This is a genomic window from Streptomyces sp. NPDC127119 (assembly GCF_042677425.1).
Lineage (GTDB): Bacteria > Actinomycetota > Actinomycetes > Streptomycetales > Streptomycetaceae > Streptomyces.
The window spans coordinates 1-21,101 of record NZ_JBHXTO010000160.1; the positions used below are offsets into that span (position 1 = coordinate 1).

Consider the following 21,101-nt stretch of genomic DNA (forward strand, 5'->3'; position numbering starts at 1 on the left):
GGGGGGGGGCGATTGCGGGGTGGGCGCGCCGCGGCACCCCGCCCACCTGAGTGCTACCCCCCGGGGGGGGGGGTTTGGGCCGGCGCCCCCCCCCGGCCCCCCCCCCCGCCCCACCACCGCCACCCGCACCACGGTCACGCCGGCCGCGTCACACCGACTTCGTCACCCGCAGGAGTCGCCACACCGCTCCCGCCCGGGCCCGCCCGTGGAAGGCGAGGTACTGCGGGAGCACCAGGCCGGGCGCCCATTTCTCCTTGTACGCCAGTTGGCTCGCCGCCGGGTACACGTGCTCCCCGTGGTCGGCGAGGAACCGTAGAAAGCGGCCGGTCAGCGCGCTGGCCGCAGCCGTCTCGTGCTCCTCGGACAGCCCGGTGAAGGGCGTGAACCCGAGGTGCAGCCACTGCGCGCCCTCGCTCCGGAACACCTCGATGGCCCGCAGGTTGACGGCTTCCAGGACCCCGGGCGTGCTCGACGGCACCCGCCGGGTCAGATCGTGCAGCCACCCGGAGTGCCGGCCGTACGCCGGTGAGTACGAGATGTAGGCGACGACCTTCCCCTCGATCCGCCCCACGAAGAGCCGCCGTTCGGCCTGCGCCGGTCCGCCCAGCTGGCCGACCAGGAACTCGATCTCCTTCACATGCCGTCCCTTGGCGCGCAGCCAGGACCGGTCCACGGCCGCCAGTTCGTCGGCGACCTCGTCGAGCGGCACCTCGTCGACCTCTAGTCCCGCCCGCCGGGCCCGCGAGATCTTGTTGCGGAGCTTCACGAACCGGGTGCCCTTGAGGGTGAAGCCGGGCAGCGGCAGCGCGTAGGCGCAGCCGATCTGGTTCACGGTGAACCCGGCACGCGCGTGCAGTTCGACGTCCTCCCCCTGCAGTTGTACGGCGACGACCCGCCGGCGCTGTGCGGCGGCGAATTCCAGGAACGCGGCGAGGAGTTCGGGCTTCTCGTCCTCGGCCGCGAAAGGGCCGCCGAACTGGATCAGATAGCGGCCCGCACGCCGGAAGACGACCACTCCCGCGCTCCCGGGCCGCGTGAAATACTCGTTCCCGGTGTTCAGTGCGAGGAACGCGCTGGAATTCTCCGCGTACTCACCCAGCGCGTACAGAACCCTGTCGAATGTCGCCGTCTCCCTGGTGGTTGACATATCCCGTCCCCCTGTCGTCGTATCAATTCCTCACCCTTGCGCCCCGCCCTTCGATCCTCCTGAAACGCCCGTCTCAGTCCGGTGTCAGACCCTTCTCAGCACCGGCTGGAAGCTTGGGGAAATATCAGCGGGATATCGATCGGGGGACCGGTGTGACCGGAATACAGGCGAGGACTCGTGAAGTGCGTGAGGGGAATGAGGTGCGGCTGGGACCCGGCGCGCGGAGCTACGGCTCGTACATCGGGGGGCGCAGTGTCCCGGGGGACGACTGGGTGTACGTGGTCGACGCCGCCGCGCTGCTCGACGACGCCTTCTCCAACCTGACGCTCAAGCGGCGCCTCGAACGCGGCCAGGCCCCGGGCGGGGAACTGCCGCCCTCGATCGTCGGCCGGGTCGCCAAGGCCGGTCCGGACGAGGTGCGGCTGGCTCTGGAGGCCGCGTCCCGGGCCGCCGTCGAGTGGGCCGCCGTGCCGCTGGAGGTCCGGCTCGACCGGGTGTGCACACTGCTGCACCGCCGGATCAGCGAACGCGCCGAGGAGATCGAGGAGATCCTGGTCCAGGAGGGGCATCCGCGGGTGCTCGCCCGCTGGCAGGTCTCCGGGATGCTGGAGTGCTGGGGTCCCGAGTCCGTCGGCTTCTACCACTCGCAGTTGCACCAGGAGTTCCGGCACGGCGTACGGGAGATCTCCGTACGCCGCAGGCCGGACGGTGTGGTCTGTCTGAACCCGCCGCAGAACGCCCCGATGGCCAGCGCCCTGCTCGGGGTGCACGCCATCTTCGCGGGCAACGCCCTGGTCGTACGTGCCCCGAGGAGCGGACCGCTCGGGGTGATGTACGCGCTGCAGGAGCTGGTGGCCCCCGTGCTGGACGAGGTGGGCGCTCCCCCCGGCACGCTCGGGGTGGTCTGCGGCGACCCCGCTCCCCTGCTGAACTCCTGGCTGGACAGCCCGCTGGTCGACGACATCATGTACTTCGGCAGCAGCGAGGCGGGCATCCGCTTCCAGGACCGGTGCGTGGCCGCGGGCAAGAAGCCGATCCTGGAGCTGGCCGGCAACGACGTGGTGACGGTCTGGAAGGACGCCGACGTCGAGTTGGCGGCCGAGGCGCTGACCGAGGGGTTCTTCGGCTCGGGCCAGCTGTGCATGATCCCCAACCAGGTCGTGGTCCATCCGGAGATCGCCGAGCCGCTGCTGGCCGAACTGGTCCGTCAGGCGCGGCTGGTCAAGCCCGGTCGCGCGGGCGACGAGGACGTACTGCTCACACCGGTGCTGCGCAACGAGAAGTTCTTCGACTGCCTGGACGACGCCCTGCTGCAGGGCGCCGAGCTGGTCTGCGGCGGGCACGCGATGCTCGTCGACGGTACGCGCGACCCGGCGGGCATCTTCCTGGAGCCGACCGTCGTCCTCGTCCGTGGACTGACGGACGCCCGGCGCATGACGGCCGTCAGCCAGGAGACGTTCTTCCCGCTGCTGCCCGTGATCGTGGCCGAACCGGACGACGACGAGCGGATGTTGGAGAGGTTCATCGACTTCGTGAACAGCACCGGCTACGGGCTGCGCAACTCCCTGTGGGCCGCCGACCGCGAGGTGGTCGACCGCTTCGTCGACCGCGTCACCGAAGGCGGTCTGCTCAAGGTCAACGACTCGCACATCGGGTTCCTGCCCTATCTGCCCTCGCACGGCGGTACGGGTCTGACCGGCGGGGTGTTCGGCGAGGCCAACTACCCGGCCCTGCGCACCACGCATGTCCAGGGCGTCAGCGTCTCCCCGGGCGGTATCCGCCCCCGGGACGCGGTCTTCGGCACCGGCGACCGTCCGGCGGCCTGATCCCGCCGAAGCACCAACACCGCAGGTGCACAAGCACCTTGACGGACTCTCACGAACACCCGTACATACGACAGTTCGAGGAACCCATGCGTTCGATGGACCACGCCCGGGAGACCTGTGAGGCCTTTCTCCCCGGCCTGCTCGACAAGCTCGACGACATCCCGCTGTCCGAACTGGAGGCGCCGGGCAGCCCCGCGCTCGACCACTTCCGGGCCTGCGGGGGCCCCGGACTGGTGATCCCCACCAGGTATCACGGCGGTGGAGCCGACCCGCTCCAGGCGCTCGCGGTCGTCCGCGCGGTCGGCGCCCACTCACCGTCCCTGGCGGTCGCCACGACCATGCACCACTTCTCCGTGGCCACCCTGTTCACGCTCGCCGACAGCGTGCAGCGCTCCGGCATGGAGTGGGCCCTGCTGGAAGGCATCGCGGAACAGGGCCTGTTGGTGGCCTCCGGGTTCGCCGAGGGGCGGCCGGGGCAGGGCATCCTCTCCCCGACGGTCCGGGCGAAGGCGGTCGACGGCGGCTATCTGGTCAACGGCAGCAAGAAGCCGTGCAGTCTGTCCGCGTCGATGGACCTGCTGACCGCGAGCGTGGCGCTGCCCGCGAAGGACGGCGACGACGGTGACGACGGTGACGGTACGGAACTCGCGGTGATGCTCCTGCCCCGGGCCACCGAGGGCATCGGCGTGCACCCCTTCTGGAAGAGCTGGGCGCTGGCCGGGGCGGAGAGCGACGAGGTCCGGCTGACCGACGTCTTCGTGGACGAGCAGCTGCTCATGCGGACGGCCGCCGCCGAACCGGGCCGGCTCGACGAACTGCAGACGACCGGCTTCCTCTGGTTCGAACTGCTCATCTCCGCGAGCTACTCGGGCGCGGCCGGCGCACTGGTCGAGCGTGCCCTCGTACGGGAGCGCAGTGCGTCGGACCGTGCCGACCTGGTGACGCGGCTGGAGACGGCCAACCTGCTTCTCGAGGGGGTCGCCCGGATGCTGCGGGACGGTGAGAGTGACGACGCGGCGCTCGGCAAGGCGCTCGTGGCACGGTTCGCGGCGCAGGACACGCTGGGTGAGGCGGTGCGGCGGGCGGTCGAAATGCTCGGCGGAACGGCCTTCATCGCCTCGTCCGAGGTCGCGTATCTCGCCGCCGTCTCGCACGGGCTCGGCTTCCACCCGCCGTCCCGGGCGAGCTTCGCCGCCCCCTATCTGGAGCACGTGGCGGGCAGTCCGCTGCGGCTCGCGTGAGGCGGGGGGCATCATGACCGTCGCACCCGCGACGACCGCACGCGAAGAGCTGGGCCGGCTGTACCGCAGCCGGCTGAGCAAGGGCCGGGCGACCCTCGGCGAGCTGTTCGGCGGCCATGTGGAGGTCGCCTCGGAGGGCGCCTGGGTGACCACCGCCGACGGCGGCAGGTTCCTCAACTGCGGTGGCTACGGCGTCTTCCTGACCGGCGCCCGGCACCCCACCGTCCTGCGGTACGTGACCGAGCAGCTGCACTCCCACCCGGTGGCGACCCGGCTCTTCCTGGAGCCGCAGGCCGCCCTCGCCGCGGACGCGCTCGTGGCCGTCGCCCCGCCGGGCCTGGAGCGCGTCCACTTCGCGGGCTCGGGGGCGGAGGCCGTGGAGACCGCGATCAAGGTGGCCCGCACGAAGGGCAGGACCCGGCTGATCGCCATGGAGTCCTGCTATCACGGCAAGACCATGGGAGCGCTGAGTCTGACCGGCAAGGACGTCTTCCAGAACCCGTTCAGGCCGCTGCTGCCCGACATCACGCATGTGCCGTACGGGGACACCGCCCCGCTCGAAGAGGCACTGGCGGCGGCGCCCGGCGAGGCGTGCGTGTTCGTCGAGCCGGTGCAGGGCGAGGCCGGGGTGGTGATCCCGCCGCCCGGCTATCTGCGGGAGGTGCAGCGGCTGTGCCGGGAGCACGGGGCACTGCTCGTCCTCGACGAGATCCAGACCGGTATGGGCCGTCTGGGCAGCTGGTGGGGCGCCGACTCCGAGGACATCCGCCCCGATCTGCTGCTGGTCGGCAAGGGGCTCAGCGGCGGGGTCGTACCCGTGTCGGCGGTGCTGTCGACGCGGGAGGCGTTCTCGGTGCTCGACCGCGACCCGTATCTGCACACCTCGACGTTCTCCGGAGCGCCCCTCGCGATGGCCGCCGCACGCGGGGCTCTCGCGGCGATCCAGGAGGACGAACTGGTCGACCGGGCCCGGGTGTTGGGCGGCGAGATCCTGAACGTGCTGGGGCGGATCGTCCGGGCGCACTACGGGAGCGCCGTGCGCGAGGTGCGCGGCCGGGGGCTGCTGCTGGGCGTGGAGTTCGCCGAGCCGGGGCCCGCGGGCGACCTCCTCATCGAGCTGATCGAGCACGGGGTCGTGGCGAACCACTCGCTCAACTCCCATCTGGTCCTGCGGCTGACGCCGCCCGCCGTACTGACCCGCGGCGACCTGGACTTCCTCTACGAAGCGCTCGACCGGGCCTGCCGTGCGCAGTCGGCCCGCTACGGAAGGTGATGTGACGACATGCGAAGCGCTCAACTGACGGTACGGACCGGGGGTGTCGGCGCCGACGAGGTGTACCGGCGGGTCCGGGACTTCGCCCGCTATCCCGAACTGTCACCGGTCGTACGGTCGGTGACGGTTCGTGAGGCGGCGGACGGCGAGGAGCACAGTGACTGGGCGGTGTACTTCCGCAACGGCATCCTGCGCTGGACGGAGGCCGACCGGTTCGACGAGGAGCACCTGACCATCGCCTTCCGTCAACTGCACGGCGACTTCGAGGAGTTCACCGGCACCTGGCGAGTGCGGGTCGGCGCGGACTGTCTGATCGACTTCGCCGCCGAGTTCGACTTCGGGATCCCCAGCCTGGCGGGCATCCTCGATCCGGTGGCCGAGCGCGTGCTCAAGGAGACCATCGCGACCGTCCTGACGGGCCTGTTCCCCGGCGCGACGGTGGTCGGCCCCGAGGAGGCCGGCGAGCCCGAACCCGCGGTGGCCGCCTGATGGACGCGCACAACCTCTTCGAGACGCCGGTCACCTACCGGCTGATCCGGCTGGAGTACGGGCTCGGTCTCGTCGTCGCCACGGCGCTGTTCCTGGCCCACCTGGACGAGGTGCGATGGCTGCCGGCGCTCGCGCTGTTCGTGTACATCGACCTGATCGGCTACCTGCCGGGGGCGATCGCCCACCGGCGCGCCAGGGGCAGGCGGATCCCGCGGACGTACCACGTCCTCTACAACGTGATGCACAGCCTCGTCACCCAGGGTCTGGTGGCCCTGGCGTGGAGCCGGCTGTTCGGCGCGGAGTGGGCGCTGCTGGTGCTGGCGATCCATCTCTTCGGCGACCGGGCGCTGTTCGGGAACTTCCTCAAACCGTTCGGGCTGCGCTTCGAACCGGAGACGCATCCGGCGTACGGGCGATTCCGCGCCGAGTACGCGGCGGTGTCCCCGGACACCATGGGCACCACGGACGCCATGGACACCGCGGACACCGCGGACACCGCCGATCAGGAGCGGCGGCTCGCCGACCGGTCCGCCACGAGGGCGACATGACCGGCACGGGCCTCCTGAGCGAGGGCACGGCGGTGTGGCGGCCGTGGCCGGGGTGGCCGTCCTGACGTGCGGCCCGGCGGGACGGGCCCACGGCGTCACGGTCAGCACCCTGTGCGTCGCCTCGCTGCACCCGCCCATGGTGTCCGTGGCCCTGCGCCGGGGCAGCAGGGGGCTGGCGACCCTGCTGGGCCCGGGCCGTTTCGCGGTCAGCGCCCTGTCCGACGGGCAGGCCCCGCTGGCCCGGCGCTTCGCCCGTTCCGACCGGACGGACGGCTGGGACCTGCCGGACGCCACCGGCCTGTGGGACGGCCGCTCGGCCTGCGGCGCCCCGCTGCTGCGCGACGCCGTGGGCTGGCTGGCGTGCCGGGTCGAGCGGACTGTGCCGGTCGGCGACCACGAACTGGTGCTGGCCCGTGTCCTGACCTCCCGGGCCGGCACCGGATCACCCCTGCTGAACACCCTCCCCGCCAGTGCCACCCACGACAGGAGCAGAGCATGACCGACAGCACCGGCACGACCGCCGTTCCGGCCGAGGCCGACTGGGAGAACGCCCCCTCGCTCGTCGAGGGCGCGATGAACCTCGAACTGACCGCCGCCGCCTGCGATCTGGGGTACTGGCTGCGCGCGGTGCCCCAGGGCACCCTGCGCGGCCAGGTCGCCGGACACGCGCCGGACGTCGCTCCGCTCGACATCACCCGTGAGCCCGGCCCGCTGAACGCGGCGCTCACCCAGGAGCTGGCCTTCCGCTCGATCGCGGAGGAGAAGGCCACCCGGGCCATCTCGTACCTGGTCGCGCTGGCGCCGTCCCTGGAGACGATGGAGTTCTACGCCACCCAGCTGATCGACGAGGCCCGGCACTCCATGGTGTTCCGCAACCACCTCACCGCGCTGGGGGTCACGGACCTCACCGCCGACGTCGAGCGGCTCGCGGGGGCGGACCGGGACGCGGTCCTCGCCCCGCTGGAGGAACTGGGTCTGCGTGTCCTGCGGGACGAGGGCGACTTCATCGGCGGTGTGGTCGTACTGACGATCCTCGTCGAGGGGGTGCTGGCGCCGGCCGCCGAGCTGAGCGAACGCAAGTGGCGGATCTTCGACCCGGCGGTCTCGGACATCGAGCGGGGCGCGGGCATCGACGAGATACGCCATCTCACGGTCGGCAGTTCCGTGGCCCGCGAACATCTGCTCGCCCACCCCGAGGACCGGCCGCGCATTCTGGACCTCATCGTCCGCGGGCGGCGGCTGTGGAGCGAGCTGCCCGTCACCGACATGGTGCTGGGCCGTGAGGCCCTGTTCCAGGAGGGGCTGGACAAGCACGCCGACCTGGTCGGCGACTACGAGATCTGGCCGGGGCGGCGGCTGGTGGACACGACCGTCGAGGAGCGGGTCGGCACGGCGCTGCGGTGGTCGGAGGAGATGCAGTCCCGGCGGCTCGCGTACATGGGCCTCCCGGAGGCGGTCTGACGCACACCTCCCGGAAGCCGCGCTGCACGAGCGCCGGCCGGCGGCCTCCCTCTGACGGCCACCGGCTCAGGGCTGTCGGCGGGCGAGGGCACGCACCACGGCCGCGGCGGCCACCGCGTGCCCTCTGCTGCTGAGCCGGCCCGGCCCCGGCGCCCACAGGGTCCGCGGATCGAGTCCGCGCTGGTGGCGCATCAGGTCGACGTGCTGAGCCGCGTGGTGCAGCGTCACCAGGGCGATGCGCTGGACCAGCCGGAGCTGACGCTCGCGCACGGCGTCCGCTCGGGCGGCGGAGGCGGCGTCCGCCGGTGGTCCGGCCGCCGTGGACCGGTCGAAGGGGCTGATCACGACGGCATGGCGGTAGGTGGCGCTCCGCAGGGAGTCCAGGACGCGGCTGAGCTCGATCTCCACGGAGTCGAGGTCGAACGTCGCCTGCCGCAGCTCGGGGCCGCCGCACGAGATCAGCGCGAGGTCGCCGCGGAAGACGAGGGCGTCCAGCACCTGCCGGGAGCGCATCTCGAACAGTGACAGGTCCTTGCGGCCGCGCGCGGCACGGCAGGCGAGATCGGGGTGCGCCGCCCGGAGCGCGCCGGACACCCGGTCGCTCCAGCTCACCGGACGGTAGCCGGGTACGACGGCGGCCCGCGCCAAGCGCGACTCGTGCTCCCCCAGGATCACGACCCGCCGCCAGGGCGCGGGCGCGAGGGCGGCGACGGCCTCGCCGGGACGCAGACAGCGCGGGTCGTCGTCCTCGGTGGGAGGCGTGCGGGGCGGTGCGTGCGTGTCGCCCGTCATGGGCCCTCCCCGCCCTCCCCCATGGCCCTCCCGGTCATCCGTCATGAGCCCTCTCCACGCTCTCCTCCGCGATTGCCTCCGGGCTCCTCCGCGCACGCTCGACGTGGTCACGCAGTTCCTCGACGATCCGTGACCAGAGGTCTGCGTCGCCCGCGGGCATCCGGTCGAGCACCCCGAGCAGATGGGCGGCGTTGCGGCGGACGAGGTCGACGAGCACGTCCCGGGGCGCCGAGGCGACGAGCGCGTCGACCGCCGTCCCCGACACCTCGGAGAGAACCCCTGAGGCCGCCAACGCCTCTGCCTGCAGGGCGAGTTCGGCCAGTACGTGATCGGGGACGGAGTCGGCGGACCCCAGCAGACGCCCGTACGCCCCCTCCAACGCACGGGTGTCCACCGAGTTGGTCCGCCGACTCCGTCTGGGGCGCCGCCGTTCGCCCCGGAGGATCTCCGCCCGCGCCTCGTCCGCCGCTCCGGACAGCGCGAGGGAGATCAGCCGTGCGACCCCGTTCGCGTCGAGGTCGGTCAACTCCGCCACCATGTCCGGTACTTCGGGATGTCCACCGCTGCGCAGGAACTTCTCGCGGGCCGGTGCCGTGTGGTCCCCGCCGCCCACGGCTCCGAGAGCCTGCGCCCGGTGGGCGGTCAGCTCGCGCCCGTCGTGCAGTCGTACGGTCACGCGTGCGCCCAGGCGTTTGGTCGCGAAGCGGAAGTCGGTCTCGGGGGCCAGCCAGGACGGGGGCAGCAGGTCGGCGGCACGCTCGTCGGCCGCGCGCACCCAGGCGTCGGCGTGTTCGCCCGCGCGCCGCAGGGCCTGGCCCAGGGGTGCGGTCGACAGGAGCGCGGCGCGGCTGAGCAGCGGGTCGTGGACGGTGCGTACCTTCGCCGCGAGTTTCCAGCGTTCGGGGCGTTCGACGGCGGGAGGCATCAGGTCCACGGGGCCGAGGGTGCCGGTGAGGAGGGCTGTGGCCACGTTGTAGGGCAGGGAGAAGTTGAGTGCGGCGACGCTCGCGTTCGGGCCGATGTGCCGTGCCCGGGAGGCCCGGTCGAGTCCGCTGGTGAGGAGGGACCCCGCGACGACGACCTCCGCGATGTCGTCGGGGGCGGCCCCGGCCGCCCGCAGCTCCGCCGCGCAGTCGACCGCGCAGTCGACGGCGGCGCCGATGTAGGCGCTGCCCGGGTGGACCTTGTAGGAGAGCGTCTCGGTGTGCCAGAGCGTGCCGAGACCGGCGACCGCCTCCTCGGGCAGCGGCACGTCCGCGTACCGGCGCAGGAACCCTTCCGGGTGTTCCAGTACGTCCGCGGGTCCGCGCAGTCCGGCCAGGGCGCCGTCGCAGGCGGCGAGGCCGGTCTGGATCGGCGCCGCCGCGGCGAACCCCTTGGCGTCGGTGGACAGGAAGCCGGGGGTGAGGGTCCACGGGGGTACGGAGAAGGCCAGGCCGAGCCCGTTCACCCAGGCGCGGGCGGGTGCGTCGAGGGCTCTGAGCCGGGCGGCGACCGTGCCCGCGAGGTGGGTGTGCGCGGCGGCCTGCCCGCGGAAGGGGCCGAGGGTGGCGGCGGCCGTGACCCGGGCGGCGCACTCGTCGGCGGCCAGGATCGCGGTGAGCAACTGGCGTCCGTCGAGCCGCAGTTGGCGCGCGTACACCACGGGCACGGTGACACAGGAGTGCGAGAGGTGTCCCGCGTACGCCGTGTCGTCGTGGTCCAGGCAGATCGCGGCCATCGCCAGGGAGACGGCCGCGCGCGCGGGATCGGGCTGGAGCGGGCCGCCGTACGCCCGGGCGATCCGCCTGCCGAGCGGATGCGCGTATCCGGTGCGGGCGGCGGCGAGCTGGCTGAGGAGCTGGCTCCTGAGGTGGGCGACGACGCGGCCGGGGGTGTCGTCGAGTTCCAGGTCGCTCGCCCAGTCGGCGAGTCGCCGGATCAGGGTACGGCCGCCGGAGGCGTCGGCCGGTGCCAAGGTCACCGGACGGGTCCCGTCGTCGCCCCGGCGGGTTCGGCGGCCTCGGACGCGGCCGGGGCGTCAGCGGCGACCCGCCCCGTGCCGCGCCCGAGGAGCAGCAGTGCGCAGAGCCCGCCGACGAGCGTGCCGGCCGCCGCGACCTGCATCACGAGGTGCATGCCGTCGACGAAGACGGGGCCCACCGCGTCGAGGACCGGCTCCCGCAGCGCGGGCGGCAGGGCGTCGGTGCGGGACAGGTCACCGTCGCCGAGCAGCGCGTACGCACGGTCGCGGGCGTCCTGCGGCATGGGTACCGCGGCGAGCGCGCCGGGCAGCGCGTCCCGCAGGTGGCGCAGCAGCAGCGCCCCCGCGAGCGCCACCCCGAAGACCGCGCCGACCTGGCGGAACGTGTTGGAGACGCCGGACGCGGTGCCGGCCTGCTCGGGCGGTACGGCCCCGAGGAGGGCGACGGTCGCGGGCGCGCCGGTGAAGGAGACGCCGATGCCGAGGAGGGCCAGCGCCCACCAGTAGGCGCCGAAGCCGCTGTCGGCGTCGAGCACGGTGAGGCCGTACAGCCCGGCCGCCGAGAGGAGCGAGCCGCCCACGATGGGGGCACGCGGTCCGGTCCTGGCGGCGACGACGCTCGCCGCGAACGAGGCGATCATGATGGGCACGGTCAGCGCCAGGAACCGTACGCCCGTCTCGATGCTGCTGAGTCCCTGGACACTCTGCAGATGGAGGGTGAGCAGGAAGATCGCCGCGAACAGGCCGAAGAGACTCAGGAAGTTGACGATTCCCGCGACCGCCACGACCGGTTTGCGGAACAGCTTCAGCGGCAGCATGGGCTCGGTCTGCCGCAGTTCCCACACCACGAAGGCCGCGAGTGCCGCTCCCGAGGCGGCGAACGCGCCGACGATGGGAGCGGAGGCCCAGCCCTCGCTGTTGCCCTCGATGAGCGCGTACGCCAGTGAGGCGATCGCGACGACGAACAGCAGCTGGCCCACGATGTCCAGACGCCGGGCGCGCGGTCCGCGGTTCTCGGTCAGCAGCCGGGCCAGTACGGCGGTGGCGAGCACCCCGATGGGTACGTTGACCCAGAAGATGGACTGCCAGCCGACGGTGTCGACGAGCACTCCGCCCACCAACGGCCCGGCGGACAGGGCGAGTCCGCCGATGCCGGCCCAGATGCCGATGGCCTTGGCGCGGGCGGCCGGTTCGGTGTAGGTCGCCGAGACCAGCGCGAGCGACACCGGGATCATGATGGACCCGCACACGCCCTGCAGCGCCCGGCCGAGCAGCAGGGTTTCCGTCGAGCCGGCCAGCGCGCACAGGACCGAGCTGAGGGTGAAGCCGACCAGTCCGCCGAGGAACAGCCGTTTGCGGCCGACGATGTCGCCGACGGTCCCGGAGGTGAGCAGCAGACAGGCGAAGGCCAGGGCGTACGCGTCGACCACCCACTGGAGTCCGGCCAGGTCGGCGTCGAGGTCGCGCTGGATCTCCGGCAGCGCCACGTTCACGATCGTGGCGTCGAGGTAGACCATGAACACGCCGAAACAGACGAAGGACAGGAGCAGGCCCTTCGGATGGCGCGTGGTCGGCCGGTGCGTGGCCCGCTGCTGCGCGGTCCGTGCACCGGTGGCGCGTGGTGCGTCGCTCATTGCGGGTCCTCACCGTGAGGGGCCGGAGCGTGGCTTGCGTGAGAAGGTAAATGACCGACGGTCAGTCAGTCAACGAGGAATGACCGTCGGTCAGTCGACTCCCTTACAGAAAAGGCGAACTGATGGCACCGCCGGGCACACGACGCAAACGGGTCACCAAGAGTCCCGAGGACCGCAGGGCCGCGCTGGTGCGGGGTGCGGCGAAGGTCTTCCGGGAGAAGGGCTTCGAGGCGGCGACGGTCGCGGAGCTGGCGGAGGCGGGCGAGGTCGCCAAGGGCACCTTCTATCTGTACTTCGACTCCAAGGACCAGCTGCTGGGCGCGATATGGGAGGAGTACGTCGACGGATTCCTGCAGGCCACCCGGGAGCGCCTGGAGGAGAGCGAGGACTGGTGGCCGACCCTGGACCGGCTGCTGCGCGCCCTCGTGGAGCACGCCGTGGCGAACGCGGAACTGCACCGGATCGTCTACGGCTCGGCGAACGCCAAGGCCCTCGATCTGTGCCGGAGTTCTAACCGGCGGGTGGTGGACCTGGTCGGCGACTTCGTCGAACGCGGCGCGCGGGCGGGGGCGTTCGAGGCCTGCGACATCCGGCTGGTGTGCCGGATGCTGTTCTACGCGGCGGACGGCCTGCTCGACGACATGATCAGCCGCGGTGAGGACATCGACCCGGAAGCGGTCGTGACAGCGGTACGGGAACTGACGCATCGCGGTCTCGGCGGGCCGCCCGTGCCTTCGGAACCGGCGCCCGCCGCCCCCTGACCGCGGACGGATGGCCGATCTCAGCGGCGTCTCAGCGGCGTCTCAGCGGTCTGCGGCAGCATCGGACTCGTTACAGGTTCCCCACGATGCACGAGCTTCCACCGGGAGAGGTGCCCGCAGCGGCCCAACGGGGTACCGGCTTCGGCCGGTTCGGGTGCAAGCCCACGCAGGTTCGAATCCTGCCCTCTCCGCCAGGACAGTCCCTGCTGCCCCTGCTGCCCGTTGTCTGCTGTCCCTGCTGTCTCTGCTGTCGTCACGCCGCCGTCGATCGCATCGGAGTGTCCGCCGATGAGCGTCCCCAAGTCCGTGCTGATCGTGGCCAATCCGGCTGCCGGGTCGTACTCGGCCGACACCACCGCCGAGGCACTGCGGCTGGTCTGGGAGGCCGGTCCTGCCGTCGATCTGATCCTGACGCGGCACCCCGGCCACGCCCGCGCACTCGCCAGGGCGGCCACCGGTCCGGGCGGCCCCGACGTACTGGTGTCCATCGGCGGCGACGGCACCGCGCACGAGCTGACGACCGGCCTGGCCGACTCCCCCGAGCACCCGGCCCTGCTGGTCCTGCCCGGCGGCAGCGGCAACTCCCTCTACCGGGAACTGTGGTCGGACCGCCCCTGGCAGTCGGTCCTGGAGACCGCCCTGGCCGCGCCCCACGTCCGGCAGGTGGACCTGATCCGAGTGGCGGAGACCCGCGGTCTAGCGCTGCTGGGTGCCTCGACCGGACTCGCGGCCCGGACGCTCGACCCGGAACGCGCCCGCGGGAGCGCGGCACGCGGCCGTGAACGCTACGAGAAGGCACTGCTCGACGCCCTGCAGACCGGGTTCCCGCCCTATCCCGGCCGGGTGACCGTGGACGGTGCCGAGGTCCACTCCGGCGACACGGTCTGCGCCAACGTGGGCGGCGGGCGCTACCGGGCCGGCCGTTTCATGGCCTGCCCGCACTCCGTCCTGGACGACGGCCTCCTCGACGTCTGTGTCGCGGGGACCGCCCTGCCCACCCCCGAACTGCTGCAACTCGCACGTGAAGGACGGCATGTGGGCCGCGAGGGCGTGGTCTACGCCCGTGGCCGCCGGGTCGTCCTGGAACGTACCGACGGCCGCCCGCTGCTCTTCGAGTACGACGGCGACCTGGTCCGCTCCGGCGACGCCACGCGGTACACGCTGGACGTCGCACCCCGGGCCCTGCGGGTCCTGGCGCCCGCAGAGGCGGCGTGAGAACGGGGCCGTCCGCTCTCCCAGGACCACTGCCGCGGGCGGTCACCGCCACCCACCCCGAGATGCCGCTCTCCTCCTGCGGGCCGGTGGCGGAGACCGAGTAGTAGTACGCGGAACGCCTCGAAAATCAACCATGCAGATCACGTGATACTTCTCACCCGCATTTTGCACTAATTCTTGGCCGTCTCCGACCGCTCAGGCGGGTGTACCTTTATGAGCGGAAAGTGGAATGACGAGAATGCGGGGTTTACGAGGGCCCAGAGGTCCTGGTTCACGTGGGTTGACATTGCTTGAGTGTGCGCGGGGACTGAGGCCCGGGAAGAGATGCTGAGCGCGATGGAGACAGACCACCAGGAGCAGCAGGCCCTTGCGGCGGCTCCGGACGACGAGTCCGACGCCCCCGAACCCGTACTCACGTCCGACGGTGCCTCCGTCGACCAGGTGCGCGACTATCTGAAGGTGATCAGCCGCGTCCGGCTGCTCACCGCCGCGCAGGAGGTGGACCTCGCCAGACGGATCGAGGCAGGCCTGTTCGCCCAGCGCAAGCTCGACGAGGAGCGCGGTCTCGACCCCTTGTTCCGACGGGAGCTGACCGCCGTCGCGGAGGACGGGCTGCGGGCGAAGTCGCACCTCACCGAGGCGAACCTCCGGCTGGTCGTGTCCATAGCCAAGCGCTACACGCGCCGCGGGCTCAACTTCCTGGACCTGATCCAGGAGGGCAACACGGGGCTGATCCGGGCCGTCGAGAAGTTCGACTACGTCAAGGGATTCAAGTTCTCGACCTACGCGACCTGGTGGATCCGGCAGGCGATTTCCCGGGCCCTGGCCGATCAGAGCCGCACCATCCGCATTCCGGTCCACGCGGTGGAAGCGATCAACAAAGTGGCCAGACTTCGTCGGGAATTGCTGCAGGAACTGGGCGTCGAGCCCACGGTGGAGCAGCTCGCGGAGAAATTGGATCTACCCGTTTCGAAGATCGTGGAACTCGACACCTACATCAAGGAACCCGTTTCGCTGCATATGCCACTGGGCGAGGAGGGCGGCACGGAACTCGGCGATGTGATCGAGGACAGCGAAAGCGTCTCCCCCTTCGACGCGGTGTCGTTCCGTCTCCTCAGGGACACCATCCAGACCGTCCTCGCCGCGATGAGTCCGCGCGAGGCAGGCATCATCACCCTCCGTTACGGGCTGCTGGACGGCCAGGCGAAGACCCTGGAGGAGATAGGCCAGGTCTACGGGGTCACGCGGGAGCGCATCCGGCAGATCGAGTCCAAGACGATGTCGAAGCTCCGCCACCCCTCCCGCTCGCAGGCGTTGCAGGACTACGTGGGCCTGGGCTGAGCAGCCTGGGCTGAGCCCCGCCCGGCCCCTCGCCCGGCCGCCCGCCCGCGGAGGAGCGGAAAGCCCCGCCGCGAGCGAGCCGTGCGCCTGTCACCTCGGCCCCGTCACCCCTGTCACCTCCGTCGCCACTCCTCCGCCAGCAGCTCGTACGAGCGGACGCGGTCGGCGTGGTCGTGGGTGATGGTGGTGATCAGCAGCTCGTCGGCGCCGGTGGCCTCCCCCAGCTGTTCCAGTTGGCTCGCGACCCGGCTCGGTGAGCCGACGAACTGGGTGTCGACACGGTCCCGGACCAGCGCCCGGTCCTCTTCGGTCCAGACATGGGCGCGGGCCTCGTCGGGAGTGGGGAAGGGGATCGCGCCCTCGGCCGTGCGGATGCTGCGGACCCAGGGACCGTAACCGGCGGCCAGTTCACGGGCGCTCTCGTCGTCCCCGGCGACCACGACGTCGGCCGAGACGCTCACATACGGCTTGTCGAGCACGTCGGAGGGCTGGAACGCGGCCCGGTAGGCCTCCACCGCCTCCAGTACGGTCCCGGGGCTGACGTGGTAGTTCGCCGCGAACCGCAGTCCGCCCCGGCCCGCGACCTCGGCGCTCTCGCCCCCGCTGCTGCCCAGGATCCACACCTGGACGTCGGCGCCCTCACCCGGGACGACATGGGCCTCGACGCCGTCCGCCGACCGGTAGGTGCCGGCCAGCAGCGCGAGGATGTCGTCGATCTGCTCGCCGTACTCCTGGGATTCGGCGTTCGGCTGCTTGAGCAGTTTCAGCTGGAGGGCCACACGGGGTGAGCCGAGCAGGTGCGCGAAGGAGAACTTCGGTGGGATCAACAGGCCGTTGGGGGCCCGTCCTTCCACGACGGGGGTCGCGTCCGGCAGCGGCTCGACGGGTCCGCCGGGCGGCCGGCCGCCGGACCGGCCGAGACCCAGGTCGAGGCGCCCGGGATGCAGCGCGTCGATCAGCCCGAACTCCTCCACCGTGGACAGGGCGGTGCGGTGGCCCAGTTGTACGGCTCCGGAGCCGAGCCTGATCGACGAGGTCGCGGACGCGGTGAGCGCGAGCACGACCGCCGGGGAGGTGCCGGCCACCCCGGGGTTGAGGTGGTGTTCGGCGAACCAGTAGCGGGAGTAGCCGAGTTGTTCGGCCCGCCGGGCCAGGTCGATGGAGTTGCGCAGCGCCTCCGCCGCGGTGGAGCCGGACGACACCGGGACCAGGTCGAGAACGCCGAGGGGGATGTCTGACATGGGTACGGGTGCTCCTCAGCGGTCGGCGGCGACGGGTACCGGTGCGGGGCCGGTCTGCACCGGGCCCCAGGGGAACGGCGGGTCGGGGATCTCGCGGCGCAGCACCGGGGCGACGGCCGACTGGAAGAGGGCGAGCGAATCGCGGTGCTGAGTGTCCGTCAGACCACCGGCGTCCGCGTGGAGATGGAGGACGGTGTGGCCGAACTGCTCGTGGTAGCGGTGCACTTTTTCGATGATCTGCTGCGGGCTGCCGATCAGAGCCGAACTGCGCTCCACGAATTCCTCCAGGGTGGGGAAGACCGGTTCCAGACCGAGCCGCTTCTGGAACGCCAACTGCCCCTCGAAGACGGGCCGGTAGGCGCTGACCGCCTCCTGCGACGTACGGGCCGCGTAGTAGCCGGCCGTCCCCGCGCCGACGGCGATACGGGCCGGGTCGTGGCCGTGGTGTTCCCAGCGTTCGCGGTAATAGCGGATCAACTCGGCGTACGGCTCGATGGGGTTGGAGACGTTCGCCGAGAAGAGCGGGTCGCCGTAGCGGGCGGCGAGATCGACGGACTCCCTGCTCGTGGCGCTGCCGTGCCAGACGCGGACGGGCTGCTGGAGCGGTCTGGGCCACACCTCGGCGTCCACCAGTTCCGGGCGGAAGCGGGTCGCGGCGGTCACCTTGTCCTGCCGCCAGAGCGTGCGGAACACCTCGTAACTCTCGGCGTTGCGGTCCCACTGGTCCTCGGGCGTGACGTGGAACAGGTCACGCTGGGCGGCTCCGTTGCCCTTGCCGATGATCAGTTCGAGGCGCCCGCCGGAAAGGTGGTCCAGGGTCGCGTAGTCCTCGTACGCGCGGACCGGGTCGAGGAGGCTCAGGGTCGTCACGGCCGTGAACAGGCGGATGCGGGAGGTGAGGGCGGCGATGTGGCTGAGGACGACGGGCGGCGAGGAGGAGATGAAGGGGCGCTCGTGCCGCTCCCCCACGCCGAAGCCGTCGAAGCCCAGCTCCTCGGCCAGCAGGGCGTTGTCGAGGACCTCGCGGAAGCGGTCGCCGGTGGATTTCTGGATGCCGGTGACCGGGTCCGGCGCGTGCACGATCAGGGTGATCGCCAGGAACTTCACGAGGCGACCGCCCGCTCGCCCTGAACCCCGGAGCCGGACCGGGCGGCGGGCCGGGACAGACCCAGGTGGTCGCGCAGGGTCGTGCCGTCGTACTCCGTGCGGAAGACTCCGCGCTCCTGGAGCAGCGGGACGACCGTGTCGGCGAAGACGTCGAGGCCGCCGGGGGTGATGTGCGGGACGAGGATGAAGCCGTCGCTGGCGTCGGCCTGCACGAACTCATTGATGGTGTGCGCGACCGTCTCGGCCGAGCCGACGAAGGCCTGCCGGTTGCCGGTCTCGATGACCAGGTCGCGGATGGACCACTTGTTGGCGGCGGCCAGCTCGCGCCACTCACGGGCGGTGGCCAGCGGGTCGCGGTACATGCGCACCTGGGCCCGGCCGCGGGCGAGGGTGTGCTCACCGAGGTCGGGGTCGATGTCGGGCAGGGGCCCGTCCGGGTCGTACGCGGACAGGTCGCGGTTCCAGACGAACTCCAGGTGCTTGAGCGCGGTCGCCCCGCTGACCTGCTGCCGGCGCACCTCGCGGGCCAGTTCGGCGGCGTCGGCGTCCGTGTCGCCCAGGACGAAGGTCGCGGCGGGCAGGATGAGCAGCTGGTCGGGGGTCCGGCCGTGGCGGGCCAGGCGGCCCTTGACGTCCGTGTAGAAGGCCTGGCCCTCCTTGAGGGTGGCGTACCTGCTGAAGATCGCGTCGGCTCCGGCGGCGGCGAACTCGCGGCCCTCCTCGGAGTCGCCGGCCTGGAAGATCACCGGGCGGCCCTGCGGGGAGCCGGGGACGTTGAACTGCCCCTCGATGTCGAAGTGCTGCCCCTGGTGGACGAAGGCTCCGGCCTTGGCGTCGCTCAGGAAGGTGCCGGTCGCCGGGTCGGCGACGATCTCGTCCCCGTGCCAGGAGTCGAAGAGCTCGTTCGCGGTGGCCAGGAACTCCTTGGCCCGGGAGTAGCGCTCGTCCTGCGGGAGGAAACCGCCGCGGCGGAAGTTCTCGCCGGTGAAGGCGTCCCAGGACGTGACGACGTTCCAGGCGGCGCGGCCGTCGGAGAGGTGGTCGAGGCTCGCGAACTGCCGTGCCACCTCGTAGGGCTCGTTGAAGGTGGAGTTGATGGTGCCGGTCAGGCCGAGGCGTTCGGTGACGGCGGCCAGCGCGGACAGGATCGTGAAGGTGTCGGGGCGCCCGACGACGTCCAAGTCGTAGATCTCGCCGCCCTGTTCGCGCAGGCGCAGGCCCTCGGCGAGGAACAGGAAGTCGAACTTGGCGCGTTCGGCGGTGCGCGCGAAGTGCGCGAAGGAGCTGAACTCGATGTGGCTGCCCGCCTCGGGGTCGCTCCACACGGTGGTGTTGTTGACGCCGGGGAAGTGGGCCGCGAGGTGGATCTGCTTGACGGGCTTGCGGGGCTCGCTCATGTTCGTGGGTCCTTCCGGCTCAGGCGGTGGTGACGGCGTCGGCAGCTGCGGCGTAGCGGTTGGCCGGGCGTTCGAGCCCGAGCAGTCCGCGCAGGGTGTCGGCCTCGTACGCGTGCCGGAAGACGCCGCGGCGCTGGAGTTCGGGGACCAGACCCCGGGTGATCGCCGGGAGGTCGTGTCCCGCGACGGCGGGGCGCAGCCGGAAGCCGGTCAGTCCGGCCTCACTCAACTCCTGCAGCAGGTCCGCCAGTTGGGACGGTGAGCCGGTGAAGATCCGGGCGTCGCTCGTGCAGGGGTAACCCGCGAGGGCGTCGAGCCGCTCCTTGCGGGCCGCGGCCTCGGCGGGGTCCTCGTCCAGGAAGACGACCAGATCCCCGAAGAGGTGCAGGGGCTCTCCGGCCCGCCCGGCCGCGTCCTGTTCGGCACGCACCGCGGCGACGATCGCCCGGGCCTGCCCGGTGTCGTGCGGGGTGACGAACCCGAGGTCGGCGGAGCGGCCCAGCAGCCGGAACGGCGCACCGGTCACGGTCTCGTGCGCGAGCGCCCCGACGGGCGGCTGCCCCTGCGGGGGCCTGGGCGTGATCGAGGGTCCCTTGACGCTGAAGTGCGCGCCCTCGAAGTCGATGTAGTGCAGTTTCTCCCGGTCGATGAAGCGGCCGGTGGCGACGTCCCGGATCTCCGCGCCGTCCTCCCAGCTGTCCCACAGCCGCCGCACCGCTTCGACGTAGTCGGCCGCCTCGTCGAAGAGGTCGACCGTCAACTCCTGTACGGCGGGGCTCTCCAGGTCCTCGATACGGAACGACGGGACCGTACGGCGGCCGAAGTGCGCGGCTTCGTTACGGCGGGCCGACACCTGGATCCGTACGCCTCCACGGCCGGTGCTCACATAGTCCAGCGTGGCGATGGCCTTCGATATGTGGAACGGCTCTGTGTGCGTGGCCACCACGGTCGGCAGCAGACCAATGTGGCTCGTCAGCGGGGCCACCCGGGCGGCGATGAGGACGGCGTCGAGCCGGCCGCGGACCTGGTCGGTGCGGCCGTCGGGCTCGGTGAAGTGCGAGGACTGGAGACCGAGGGCGTCCTCGATCGTCACGAAGTCGAGCAGACCGCGTTCGGCCTCGGTGACGAGGTCCGTCCAGTAACCGGCGGTGAGCAGGTCCCGGGGGCGGGCCACCGGTTCGCGCCACGCGGCGGGATGCCAGCCGGCTCCGTCGAGCGCGACGGCTAGATGCAGGGCGGAGGAAGAGGGCAGGGCTGAAGAAGGTACTGACGACACGACGGAGGTGCCTTCCTGATCGACCGTGGAGGAAGCCGGCCCTCACCGCGCGGAGGGCGGGGCCGCGGAGGTACGGGTCAGGGACGACAGAGTGCGCCGGCGACGCGCAACAGGTCGATGTGCTGCCGCGAGTACAGGCGTACGCGGCGGCGCGGGGTGAGCTTGGGGACACGGAGGCGAGGCGTTGGGCGCGGTCGTCTCACGTGCGTCACCTCCGTCCTGCGGCTCGTCTCCTCGTCGACGCTGACAACAGTACGGCGGTTCCTTTTCTTCCGGCAGTACGAATTTGATCTCGGCGGTTCGTTGTCGTGTGCGGGCCGGTGGGGGCTGAGCGCGCAGTTCCCCGCGCCCCTGAAGGCGGGGCTTCGCCCTCGCCCCCTAGGGGCGCG

General features: G+C 71.7%; 18 protein-coding genes, 1 tRNA gene and 1 pseudogene. 11 read left to right on the forward strand and 9 right to left on the reverse strand.

What is annotated here, in order from left to right:
- Positions 1-148: 148 nt before the first annotated feature.
- A complete protein-coding gene (locus tag ACFVH5_RS38305) occupies positions 149-1,147 on the reverse strand; it encodes a bifunctional lysylphosphatidylglycerol flippase/synthetase MprF (RefSeq protein ID WP_385838312.1) in 999 nt (332 codons plus the stop codon).
- A 182-nt stretch (positions 1,148-1,329) separates the two neighbouring features.
- Here ACFVH5_RS38305 and ACFVH5_RS38310 point away from each other — a divergent pair, with 182 nt between their 5' ends.
- The 7 genes from ACFVH5_RS38310 (at position 1,330) to ACFVH5_RS38340 (ending at position 7,985) form a co-directional block, all read left to right on the forward strand.
- Positions 1,330-2,973 (forward strand): aldehyde dehydrogenase family protein, encoded by a 1,644-nt coding sequence (locus ACFVH5_RS38310; protein WP_385838313.1) that lies wholly within the window; start codon positions 1,330-1,332, stop codon positions 2,971-2,973.
- Between the two features lie 86 nt (positions 2,974-3,059).
- The gene (locus ACFVH5_RS38315) at positions 3,060-4,214 is read left to right on the forward strand and encodes an acyl-CoA dehydrogenase family protein (protein ID WP_385838315.1); all 1,155 of its coding nucleotides are present in this window, start codon (positions 3,060-3,062) and stop codon (positions 4,212-4,214) included.
- A 13-nt stretch (positions 4,215-4,227) separates the two neighbouring features.
- Positions 4,228-5,487, forward strand: coding sequence for an aspartate aminotransferase family protein (locus ACFVH5_RS38320; protein ID WP_385838316.1), 1,260 nt, complete (start codon positions 4,228-4,230; stop codon positions 5,485-5,487).
- Between the two features lie 9 nt (positions 5,488-5,496).
- Positions 5,497-5,976 (forward strand): type II toxin-antitoxin system RatA family toxin, encoded by a 480-nt coding sequence (locus ACFVH5_RS38325; RefSeq protein WP_385838317.1) that lies wholly within the window; start codon positions 5,497-5,499, stop codon positions 5,974-5,976.
- The gene (locus ACFVH5_RS38330) at positions 5,976-6,524 is read left to right on the forward strand and encodes a hypothetical protein (protein ID WP_385838318.1); all 549 of its coding nucleotides are present in this window, start codon (positions 5,976-5,978) and stop codon (positions 6,522-6,524) included. Before ACFVH5_RS38325 ends, ACFVH5_RS38330 begins: the two co-directional genes overlap by 1 nt.
- 34 nt (positions 6,525-6,558) lie before the next feature.
- Positions 6,559-7,023 (forward strand): flavin reductase family protein, encoded by a 465-nt coding sequence (locus ACFVH5_RS38335; RefSeq protein WP_385838319.1) that lies wholly within the window; start codon positions 6,559-6,561, stop codon positions 7,021-7,023.
- Entirely contained in the window at positions 7,020-7,985 is a 966-nt protein-coding gene (locus ACFVH5_RS38340; RefSeq protein ID WP_384807331.1) for a VlmB-like protein, read from the forward strand. The genes ACFVH5_RS38335 and ACFVH5_RS38340 overlap by 4 nt, the downstream gene beginning before the upstream one ends.
- 66 nt (positions 7,986-8,051) lie before the next feature.
- Here the strand turns inward: ACFVH5_RS38340 and ACFVH5_RS38345 are convergent, their stop codons facing one another.
- Genes ACFVH5_RS38345 through ACFVH5_RS38355 form a run of 3 tightly spaced genes read right to left on the reverse strand, consistent with a single transcriptional unit; the run spans position 8,052 to position 12,374 of the window.
- The gene (locus ACFVH5_RS38345) at positions 8,052-8,777 is read right to left on the reverse strand and encodes a hypothetical protein (RefSeq protein ID WP_385838320.1); all 726 of its coding nucleotides are present in this window, start codon (positions 8,775-8,777) and stop codon (positions 8,052-8,054) included.
- Between the two features lie 34 nt (positions 8,778-8,811).
- Positions 8,812-10,740: an MmgE/PrpD family protein gene (locus tag ACFVH5_RS38350; protein ID WP_385838321.1), complete on the reverse strand. Its 1,929-nt coding sequence runs from the start codon at positions 10,738-10,740 to the stop codon at positions 8,812-8,814.
- Positions 10,737-12,374 carry an MFS transporter gene (locus tag ACFVH5_RS38355; protein ID WP_385838322.1) on the reverse strand — a complete coding sequence of 546 codons (1,638 nt, stop codon included), beginning with the start codon at positions 12,372-12,374 and terminating at the stop codon, positions 10,737-10,739. Before ACFVH5_RS38355 ends, ACFVH5_RS38350 begins: the two co-directional genes overlap by 4 nt.
- A 122-nt stretch (positions 12,375-12,496) precedes the next feature.
- Here ACFVH5_RS38355 and ACFVH5_RS38360 point away from each other — a divergent pair, with 122 nt between their 5' ends.
- From ACFVH5_RS38360 to ACFVH5_RS38375, 4 genes and pseudogenes are all read left to right on the forward strand, one after another.
- Positions 12,497-13,135: a TetR/AcrR family transcriptional regulator gene (locus ACFVH5_RS38360; RefSeq protein WP_384807339.1), complete on the forward strand. Its 639-nt coding sequence runs from the start codon at positions 12,497-12,499 to the stop codon at positions 13,133-13,135.
- 104 nt (positions 13,136-13,239) lie between these two features.
- Positions 13,240-13,329 (forward strand) — tRNA-Arg (locus ACFVH5_RS38365).
- A gap of 94 nt (positions 13,330-13,423) precedes the next feature.
- Positions 13,424-14,350 (forward strand): diacylglycerol/lipid kinase family protein, encoded by a 927-nt coding sequence (locus tag ACFVH5_RS38370; protein ID WP_385838323.1) that lies wholly within the window; start codon positions 13,424-13,426, stop codon positions 14,348-14,350.
- A gap of 303 nt (positions 14,351-14,653) precedes the next feature.
- A pseudogene (locus tag ACFVH5_RS38375) lies at positions 14,654-15,691 on the forward strand (RNA polymerase sigma factor); the annotation flags it as partial.
- A 113-nt stretch (positions 15,692-15,804) separates the two neighbouring features.
- On the opposite strand, the gene ACFVH5_RS38380 reads toward ACFVH5_RS38375, so the two are convergent.
- The 5 genes from ACFVH5_RS38380 to ACFVH5_RS38400 all read right to left on the reverse strand — a co-directional run bounded on the left by ACFVH5_RS38380 (position 15,805) and on the right by ACFVH5_RS38400 (position 20,924).
- The gene (locus ACFVH5_RS38380; protein WP_385838324.1) at positions 15,805-16,932 is read right to left on the reverse strand and encodes an LLM class flavin-dependent oxidoreductase; all 1,128 of its coding nucleotides are present in this window, start codon (positions 16,930-16,932) and stop codon (positions 15,805-15,807) included.
- A gap of 15 nt (positions 16,933-16,947) precedes the next feature.
- Positions 16,948-18,039, reverse strand: a complete 1,092-nt coding sequence (locus ACFVH5_RS38385) for an LLM class flavin-dependent oxidoreductase (RefSeq protein ID WP_385838325.1) — start codon at positions 18,037-18,039, stop codon at positions 16,948-16,950.
- A complete protein-coding gene (locus tag ACFVH5_RS38390) occupies positions 18,036-19,436 on the reverse strand; it encodes an NtaA/DmoA family FMN-dependent monooxygenase (RefSeq protein ID WP_385838327.1) in 1,401 nt (466 codons plus the stop codon). Before ACFVH5_RS38390 ends, ACFVH5_RS38385 begins: the two co-directional genes overlap by 4 nt.
- 19 nt (positions 19,437-19,455) lie before the next feature.
- Positions 19,456-20,712, reverse strand: a complete 1,257-nt coding sequence (locus ACFVH5_RS38395) for an LLM class flavin-dependent oxidoreductase (RefSeq protein ID WP_385838328.1) — start codon at positions 20,710-20,712, stop codon at positions 19,456-19,458.
- Between the two features lie 77 nt (positions 20,713-20,789).
- The gene (locus tag ACFVH5_RS38400; protein WP_385838329.1) at positions 20,790-20,924 is read right to left on the reverse strand and encodes a putative leader peptide; all 135 of its coding nucleotides are present in this window, start codon (positions 20,922-20,924) and stop codon (positions 20,790-20,792) included.
- Between the last annotated feature and the right edge of the window lie 177 nt (positions 20,925-21,101).

Coding starts and splice junctions, on each gene's coding strand:
- ACFVH5_RS38305 (WP_385838312.1), bottom strand. CDS start 1,147: ATGTCAACCACCAGGGAGACGGCGACATTCGACAGGGTTCTGTACGCG.
- ACFVH5_RS38315 (WP_385838315.1), top strand. CDS start 3,060: ATGCGTTCGATGGACCACGCCCGGGAGACCTGTGAGGCCTTTCTCCCC.
- ACFVH5_RS38320 (WP_385838316.1), top strand. CDS start 4,228: ATGACCGTCGCACCCGCGACGACCGCACGCGAAGAGCTGGGCCGGCTG.
- ACFVH5_RS38325 (WP_385838317.1), top strand. CDS start 5,497: ATGCGAAGCGCTCAACTGACGGTACGGACCGGGGGTGTCGGCGCCGAC.
- ACFVH5_RS38330 (WP_385838318.1), top strand. CDS start 5,976: ATGGACGCGCACAACCTCTTCGAGACGCCGGTCACCTACCGGCTGATC.
- ACFVH5_RS38340 (WP_384807331.1), top strand. CDS start 7,020: ATGACCGACAGCACCGGCACGACCGCCGTTCCGGCCGAGGCCGACTGG.
- ACFVH5_RS38345 (WP_385838320.1), bottom strand. CDS start 8,777: ATGACGGGCGACACGCACGCACCGCCCCGCACGCCTCCCACCGAGGAC.
- ACFVH5_RS38355 (WP_385838322.1), bottom strand. CDS start 12,374: ATGAGCGACGCACCACGCGCCACCGGTGCACGGACCGCGCAGCAGCGG.
- ACFVH5_RS38360 (WP_384807339.1), top strand. CDS start 12,497: ATGGCACCGCCGGGCACACGACGCAAACGGGTCACCAAGAGTCCCGAG.
- ACFVH5_RS38370 (WP_385838323.1), top strand. CDS start 13,424: ATGAGCGTCCCCAAGTCCGTGCTGATCGTGGCCAATCCGGCTGCCGGG.
- ACFVH5_RS38380 (WP_385838324.1), bottom strand. CDS start 16,932: ATGTCAGACATCCCCCTCGGCGTTCTCGACCTGGTCCCGGTGTCGTCC.
- ACFVH5_RS38390 (WP_385838327.1), bottom strand. CDS start 19,436: ATGAGCGAGCCCCGCAAGCCCGTCAAGCAGATCCACCTCGCGGCCCAC.